General features: G+C 64.6%; 7 protein-coding genes, 1 other RNA gene and 1 pseudogene. 4 read left to right on the top strand and 5 right to left on the bottom strand.

The annotated features are described in order from the left end of the window. Window positions 1–104: 104 nt before the first annotated feature. An RNA gene (rnpB, locus tag RWT78_RS26340) (RNase P RNA component class A) lies at window positions 105–519 on the bottom strand. 54 nt (window positions 520–573) lie between these two features. Between rnpB and RWT78_RS26335 the strand changes: the two genes are divergently transcribed. Beyond that, a complete protein-coding gene (locus tag RWT78_RS26335) occupies window positions 574–1,101 on the top strand; it encodes a DUF1697 domain-containing protein (protein WP_007735458.1) in 528 nt (175 codons plus the stop codon). A gap of 28 nt (window positions 1,102–1,129) precedes the next feature. After that, on the top strand, window positions 1,130–2,365 hold the full coding sequence (locus RWT78_RS26330; RefSeq protein ID WP_042445760.1) for an SLC13 family permease: 1,236 nt from the start codon (window positions 1,130–1,132) through the stop codon (window positions 2,363–2,365). A gap of 29 nt (window positions 2,366–2,394) precedes the next feature. On the opposite strand, the gene RWT78_RS26325 is transcribed toward RWT78_RS26330, so the two are convergent. The 4 genes from RWT78_RS26325 to cobC form a co-directional block, all read right to left on the bottom strand. After that, the gene (locus RWT78_RS26325; protein WP_050656436.1) at window positions 2,395–3,510 is read right to left on the bottom strand and encodes a bifunctional RNase H/acid phosphatase; all 1,116 of its coding nucleotides are present in this window, start codon (window positions 3,508–3,510) and stop codon (window positions 2,395–2,397) included. After that, the gene (locus tag RWT78_RS26320) at window positions 3,507–4,244 is read right to left on the bottom strand and encodes a zinc ribbon domain-containing protein (protein ID WP_019748955.1); all 738 of its coding nucleotides are present in this window, start codon (window positions 4,242–4,244) and stop codon (window positions 3,507–3,509) included. The genes RWT78_RS26325 and RWT78_RS26320 overlap by 4 nt, the downstream gene beginning before the upstream one ends. Window positions 4,245–4,352: 108 nt before the next feature. Next, the gene (locus tag RWT78_RS26315; protein ID WP_314681960.1) at window positions 4,353–5,486 is read right to left on the bottom strand and encodes a Nif3-like dinuclear metal center hexameric protein; all 1,134 of its coding nucleotides are present in this window, start codon (window positions 5,484–5,486) and stop codon (window positions 4,353–4,355) included. Then, window positions 5,483–6,517, bottom strand: a complete 1,035-nt coding sequence (gene cobC / locus RWT78_RS26310) for an Rv2231c family pyridoxal phosphate-dependent protein CobC (protein ID WP_314681958.1) — start codon at window positions 6,515–6,517, stop codon at window positions 5,483–5,485. Before cobC ends, RWT78_RS26315 begins: the two co-directional genes overlap by 4 nt. 56 nt (window positions 6,518–6,573) lie before the next feature. Between cobC and RWT78_RS26305 the strand changes: the two genes are divergently transcribed. Together RWT78_RS26305 and RWT78_RS26300 are read left to right on the top strand one after the other, a co-directional pair. Continuing rightward, window positions 6,574–7,269 (top strand): HAD hydrolase-like protein, encoded by a 696-nt coding sequence (locus RWT78_RS26305; RefSeq protein ID WP_042445748.1) that lies wholly within the window; start codon window positions 6,574–6,576, stop codon window positions 7,267–7,269. Next, window positions 7,256–7,418, top strand: a pseudogene (locus RWT78_RS26300) (protein tyrosine phosphatase); the annotation flags it as partial. The gene RWT78_RS26305 and the pseudogene RWT78_RS26300, both read left to right, overlap by 14 nt.

The raw sequence follows: 7,418 nt of genomic DNA, 5'->3' as shown, positions 1-7,418 counted from the left end.
GGGCTACGCTGCTGGTCATCAAGCCTGTCTGACAGCTTTTCGAACAAGGAAGACCCCCACCGATCCGGTGGGGGTCTTCTTTTTCTCACTGTGCAGATCGCGGGCGGACGAGTCGGCGTGTAAGCCGGATCCTGTCCTGCGGCACCGAAGTGCCGAGTGGCGACCATCCATCTGGGCACACCGTCGCCGGGTGCCTCGAGCGGTTCACCCGCAGGCTCGGGCGAGCAGCCCTCGAACGCCTGCGCAGCCGCACCGCGAGCGATGCGACCTTCAACCTTGCTCCGGGCGGGGTTTACCTAGCCACCCCGGTCACCCGAGGTGCTGGTGCGCTCTTACCGCACCGTTTCACCCTTACCTGCCTCGAAAGGCAGGCGGTCTGTTTTCTGTGGCACTGTCCCGCGAGTTGCCTCGGGTTGCCGTTAACAACCGCCCTGCTCTGTGGAGTCCGGACTTTCCTCGGCCCCAGGCCTGTGCGCGATACGCGCTGGTTCCAGAAGCCGCGGCCGCCCGGCCAACTCGTCCGCCCCCGTATGCTACCGGGCGCCTGTCGGTGGCCGGCACTATGGTCACCGTATGACTCGGTACGTGGCCCTGCTACGCGGTATCAACGTGGGCGGCATCAACATCAAGATGGCGGACCTGGCGAGAGTCTTCGGTGACCTCGGATTCCAAGGGGTGAAAACCGTGTTGGCCTCAGGCAACGTTCTGTTCGACAGTCCGAGCACCGACATCCCGACGCTGAAGAAACAGATCGAATCCGCCCTTGCCCGCGAGTTCGGCTACGAGGCTTGGGTGTTCGTCCTCGACCTTCCGACACTGCAGGCGATCGTGGACAACTACCCGTTCGAGCGCGAACGCGAGGGTTGGCACGCTTATGCGATGGTTGCCTCCGAGCCGGAAATCCTGGAGGAATTGAGCACTGCGGCAGCGCAACTCGATGCCTCGGTCGAGCGTGTGGCGGCAGGCGACGGAGTCTTGTACTGGGAGGTCGAGAAGGGGCAGACCGTCAAGAGCGCGTTCGGCCGGAACACCGGAAAACCGAAGTTCAAGGCGTTCACCACAACCCGAAACCTGAACACGCTCTACAAACTGCTCAAATGACGCTCGCCCCGACACGGAGCACCAACGCGTGACTCTTCTTCCCATCCTGCTCGTCGCCGCCGTACTCGTCTTTGCGATAGTGCGTCCACGCGGGCTTCCCGAGATCGTCATCGCCGGGCCGGCAGCCGTCATCGTTCTCCTGACCGGCGTCGTAACTCTCGACGAAGCCCGCGAAGAACTGACGAGCATGGCACCCACCGTCGTCTTCCTGGTTGCCGTGCTGGTTCTCGCTCATGCCGCGGACGCTCTCGGCGTCTTTCGCTGGGTCAGCCAGATCCTGCAGCAAAAATCCCTCGCCGATCCACACCGGTTGCTGATTTACGTTTTCGGCGCCGCTGCCCTGACCACGGCGGTCCTGAGCCTCGACGCCACCGTCGTGCTGTTGACACCCGCGGTGATCGCGGCCGCACGATCCATCGGAGCAAGTACGCGGCCCCATTCCTATGCCAGTGCGCACCTGTCGAACTCGGCGTCGACGCTCCTGCCGGTATCGAATCTGACCAACCTCATCGCGTTTGCCGCAACAGGTTTGACGTTCTTGCACTTCACCGCATTGATGGCGTTGCCGTGGGTTGTGACGATCGCTGTCGAGTACCTGATTTTTCGACTGTTCTTCCGTTCGGAACTCGCGCGGGGCGACAGCGCCGAACCGCCGGTGGCAGCCAGATCTGCGCCTGCGCCGATTCTGCCGCTGACGGTGATCGGAATGACGCTGCTCGGTTTCGCGGTTTCGGGTTTCTTCGGGATCGAGCCCGCCTGGATCGCGGTGGTGGGTGCGAGTGTCCTGGGAGCGATCGCTCTGTCTCGGCACCGTACGACCGCCGCCAAGATGCTCTACGCTGCCGACCTCTGGTTCTGCGCGTTCGTCCTGGTTCTCGGAATCATCGTCGCCGGAGTCGCGAACGGGCCGGTGGGTGAATGGATTGCGCAGATCCTGCCAGGCGACACCAGCTACGGCTCGCTGCTCTTTGTCGCCGCGGTAGCGGCGGTTGCGTCCAATCTCGTCAACAACCTGCCGGCAACCTTGCTGATGATCGCAGCGCTCGGAACGGCGGCACCTCCAGCGCTGGTGCTTGCGATGTTGATCGGCGTCAACCTCGGCCCCAACCTCACCTACGTGGGCTCACTGGCAACGATGCTCTGGCGACGAGTCGCCACCAGCGCGGGCGCACCGCCCACGCTGGCGACATTCACTCTGCTCGGGGTCATCACGACGCCACTGACATTGCTCGCCGCCGTGAGTGCCCTGTGGTTGGTGATCTGATCAGAGGCTGATCAGCCGTCGGGGCTCTTTCAGCGAAGGTGTGACGTGTCGTTGACCAACCGGACCGAGGCTCCCCCGTCGGGATAGAACTCGGTGATACTCAGCGACGCCAGATCCAGATGCAACCGATACAGCAACGACGGCCCGGCATCGAGGGCCAGCTGCACCAAAGTCTTGATCGGGGTGACGTGAGAGACGACCAACAGCGTCGCGCCGCCGTAGGTCGAGATCAGGTCGTCACGCGCGGCGACGACTCGTTCGCGTACCTCGTCGAAACTCTCGCCGCCCGGTGGACGCACCGAAGTGTCCGAGAGCCATTCGCGATGCAGGTCCGGGTCACGCTCGGCTGCCTCGCGGAACGTGAGTCCGTCCCAGTCGCCGAAATCGGTTTCGATCAAACCCTTGTGCTCGACGACGGGTAAACCGAGCACGCGGGCCGATGCCTCTGCCGTCTCACGGGTTCTGCCGAGGGGTGAGCAGACGATGGCGTCGATACCGCCTCGGTTCCCGAAGCGTCCGGCTGCGCCGGCAGCCTGCGCGCGGCCCAGTTCCGTGAGCTCCGGATTCCCGCGTCCGGAGTACCGGCGATCGACCGACATCGCTGTCTGTCCGTGACGTAGCAACAACATTCGTGTCGGCTTGCCGGTGGTGGCGATCCATCCCGGAGAGCCGGCGATCTGCGGCTCCGACGTCTCTTCGGACGGCGCGGCGGGTGCGGGGGCTGCGGTTTCGATGCCGGCAGCCGCGTCCATCGCCTCGTTGGCAAGACGATCGGCATGAGAGTTCTCGCCGCGAGGAATCCACGTGTAGGTCACTCGCGAGAACTGCGTCGCCAGCTCGGCAGCGCGCCGCTGCAGCGGAATCATGTCCGGGTGCTTGACCTTCCAGCGCCCGGACATCTGCTCGACGACCAACTTGGAATCCATGCGGACGTCGACCGTCGACGCGCCGAGTTCACCGGCAGCGGTCAACCCGGCGATCAGTCCGCGGTACTCGGCGACGTTGTTGGTCGCGATACCGATGCTTTCCTTGCGTTCGGCCAACACCGAGCGCGAGGCGTCGAACACCACCGCTCCGTAGCCGGCCGGACCGGGATTGCCCCGCGATCCACCGTCGGCCTCGACGATGACCTGCGTGGGAGTCACAGACCGGACTCCTTGGTACGCACCATGATTGCATTGCACTCTGGGCAACGAACTACGACGTCGGCCGGCGTCGCGGCGATTCGCGAGATCTCGCCGCGGTCGATCTCGATCCGGCAAGCGCCGCATCGGCGTGCCTGCAGAAGCGCCGCGCCCGGTCCGCCCAGGGTGCGCTGCTTCTCGTAGACAGCAAGGAAATCGGCGGGGAATTCACCGACGAGTCGTTCACGATCGGCGGCGCAACGCTCCTGCGCCTTGTCCAGATCAGCGACGGCATCGTCGCGGCGACGCTTGGCGTCGATCAGCTCTTCTTCGGCCTGGGACAGCTGGGCACCGGCGTGATCGTGATCGGCCTGCAACGCCTCACGCTGCTCCATCACTTCGAGCAACTCGTCTTCGAGGAGCCCCTGACGCCGGACCAGGCTGCCGAGTTCGTGTTCGAGTTCGGTGAGCTGCTTCGCCCCGACCGACCCGCTCTGCAGGAGTGTGCGGTCACGATCCTCGCGCTGACGAACCGCGTCGACCTCGCCTTCGAGCTTGCGAATGTCGCGATCGATGTCGTCGATCTGGATTTCGACGGCTACGGACGCGTCTTTACGGCTGATTCGCTCGGCCTCGAGACGTTCGACTTCCTGCTGCTCGGGAAGCGCTCCGCGTCGGTGGGTGATCCGAGTGAGCTCAGCATCCACCCCGGCGAGGTCGAGAAGCTTGGATTGCACCTGTGGTTCGACGTTCACGCTGTATAACTCCTGCTGTAAGTCCGATGTCGGCAGTGCTCGCGAAGGACGGCTCTCGAAGAACTGCTCTTGAATTGTTCGTGCAACCGTACCTTGCAGAGCGCTGCACTAATGCGCACTCAAACACCACGGATCGGTGCGAATTGTCGAAACCCGACTTTCCCACTCCGGATTGTCGGCAAACGCGGCGTCGAGCACCGATTTCGCCTGTGCGCACCACGGGTATTCACTCGCCCAGTGCGCGACGTCGACCAAAGCCGGGCCACCGGCGCGTAGATGCTCGTCCGCGGGATGATGCCGCAGGTCCGCAGTGACGTAGACGTCGGCGCCCAGTGCCGCCACCACGTCGAGATACGAGTCGCCGGAACCGCCGCACACCGCCACGGTACGAACGGTCGTGTCTGGATCTCCGGCCGCGCGAACACCCCACTCGGTCGAGGGCAGTGAGCGCGCCACTCGCGCGGTGAATTCCCGCAAGGTTTCGGGGTGGTCGAGCTCACCCAACCGCCCCAGTCCGAGTGAACTGGGGAACGCTGCGAGTTCGAAGACATCGAAGGCCGGTTCCTCGTACGGATGGGAGGCACGCAATGCGCCCAGCACTGCGCTTCGCTTTCCGCGAGGGGCAATCACTTCCACACGATTCTCGCGAACCTGCTCCACAGCGCCGACGGTCCCGATCGTCGGATTCGCTCCGTCGGCGGGCAGGAACTGACCCGTGCCGGTGACGGTCCAACTGCACTGGCGGTAGTCACCGATCCGCCCAGCCCCGGCCTCGAAAAGTGCATCCTGCACGGCCGATGCATTCTCCACCGGAACCATGACGACCCACTTGTCGAGCGGCTGCGTCGGCTTGGGTTCGATCGGGCGAAGCACGGTCAGGCCCAGAGCCTGCGCCAACGCGTCGGACACTCCGGGGTCGGCCGAGTCCGCATTGGTGTGCGCCGAGAACAGTGCGCACCCCGCCTTGATGAGCTTGTGAACCAACGCACCTTTGGGTGTGTGAGCACCGACGGTGTCCACCCCACGCAGCAGAAGTGGATGGTGAACGACCAGAAGGTCGGCACCGGAGGTGATGGCGTCGTCGACCACTGCCTCGGTCGGATCCACCGCGAAAACCACTCTCGTCACAGCGTCGGCCGGATCGCCGCAGACCAGGCCGACCGAGTCCCACGATTCCGCCAGGGCCGGCGGATAAGCGGATTCCAGCACGGCTATGACGTCCGCAAGGGTTGGGCCACTCACAAGATCTCCTTCATCGCTTCGATCAGTACCGCAACCTGCTCGGCTGGACGGACGGCCACGCGCAGCCGATCCGGGCCGAGTCCGGGAAAGGTGTCGCACCTGCGGACGGCGATTCCGCGGGCACGCAGGTGCTCTCGCATCGTGGCGCCGTCACGGACGTCGATGAGCACGAACGGCCCCTCAGCGGGTTCGTGCACGGCAATCCCGATCTCGGTCAGTCGCCGCGACATGTCTCGGCGGTCCACGGCAATCGCGTCGGCTTTGATCCTCGACTGCTCGACGGCGAACGGTTCGCAGCACGCCGTGATGGCCTCGATCTGCAGACTGCCCAATGGCCAGTGGGCTCGGCCGTGACTGAGTCGAGCCAGAAGATCGGGAGAGCCGATCGCGTATCCACACCGCAATCCGGCGAGCGCCCACGTCTTGGTCAGGCTCCGAAGGACCAGTACATCCGCCGACTCGACACCGGCGATGCTCTCCGTTTCGCCTGGGACCGCGTCGCCGAAGGCCTCGTCCACCACCAGGATCCGGCCCGGCTGACGCAATGCCAACACATCGGCCTTGGGGTGAAGCACGGACGTCGGGTTGGTCGGATTGCCCAGAACGACAAGGTCCGCGGATTCGGGTACCTGCGCGGTCCGAAGCTCGAAAGGCGGCTCCAGAATCACTTGAGTCACCGGCACACCGGCCTCTCGCAGTGCCAGTTCCGGTTCGGTGAACGACGGATGGATCAGCGCTGCCGAACGAGTGCCCAGACGCGGCAGCATCGCGAATCCCTCGGCACCGCCCGAGAGCAACAACACCTCTTCGGGCCGGCGCCCGTGCCGCTGCGCGACCGTTTCGCGTGCCTTCAGTTCCGCTGCGGCCGACGGGTACGAACCGAGCGTCGCCAGCCCTGCGGCCAGCCGATCCCGCAACCACTTCGGCGGGCCGGAGCCTTGAACGTTGACGGCAAAATCGAGTAACCCGGGCTCCGCTTCGACATCGCCGTGATGTCGCAAGCTCTCCAGGTCAACCGTTCCGGTACTCACCCGGTCAGCCTACGGTCGAGCACCGTGCGCGGACATCACCCCTGCCGTCCGGGACAATGAGTGCCGTGACGACACCACCCCTCGACCGTTTTCCTGTAGTTCTGTTCGATCTGGACGGCACCATCACCGATTCCGCTCCCGGCATTCACGGCGGCTTCCGACATGCGTTGGCAACTGTCGGCCATCCGGAGCCGACGGAAGCGATGTTGGCATCGGTGATCGGCCCGCCGATGGTCGATACCTTCAGGTCACTCGGTATGGCCCCGGCGGACGTGGATCGGGCGATCGCCGCGTACATCGAGCGTTACGACGCGACCGGGTGGCAGGAGAACTCGGTGTACGAGGGCATGGACGTCGTCCTGGGTAAGGCTCGCGCGAGCGGCACCCGACTGGCCGTCGCCACCTCCAAGTCGGAGCGATTCGCCATTCGAATCCTCGAGCATTTCGGCCTGGCCGAGCACTTCGAGTTCATCGGCGGCGCGAGTGACGACGGAACTCGTCGGGCTAAACCCGATGTGATCGCGCATTCGCTGACCTCACTCGGGATCACTCCCGTCCTCGCATCCGACGGCGGAACCCCCGACGTTCTCATGATCGGCGACCGTGATCACGACGTGCTCGGCGCCGCGAAGTACGGCATCCCCACCGTCGTCGTCGAATGGGGCTACGGTTCCGCCGAGGAAGCGCGGCAAGCGTTTCGCTCCGTATCGTCGGCATCCGAACTGGGAGGACTTCTCGATGGCCGCCACTGAACCACTCCACGTGACTGAACCACTTCATGTGACGTTTGTGTGCACCGGCAATATCTGCCGGTCACCGATGGCCGAAAAGATCTTGCTCGCGCATCTGGACCGTGAAGGCCTCGCCGACCGAGTCCGTGTCAGCAGTGCAGGTACCGAGG

Origin of the sequence: uncultured Rhodococcus sp. (genome assembly GCF_963525155.1) — a bacterium.
In the GTDB taxonomy this organism is placed as follows: domain Bacteria; phylum Actinomycetota; class Actinomycetes; order Mycobacteriales; family Mycobacteriaceae; genus Rhodococcus_F; species Rhodococcus_F qingshengii.
The sequence above is the reverse complement of the archived record's forward strand: the minus strand, read 5'-3'. Positions and strand labels throughout refer to the sequence as shown.

Bases quoted from the DNA above. Each gene is read 5' to 3' on its own strand.
- RWT78_RS26305 (WP_042445748.1), top strand. From the start codon at position 6,574: ATGAGTGCCGTGACGACACCACCCCTCGACCGTTTTCCTGTAGTTCTG.
- RWT78_RS26335 (WP_007735458.1), top strand. From the start codon at position 574: ATGACTCGGTACGTGGCCCTGCTACGCGGTATCAACGTGGGCGGCATC.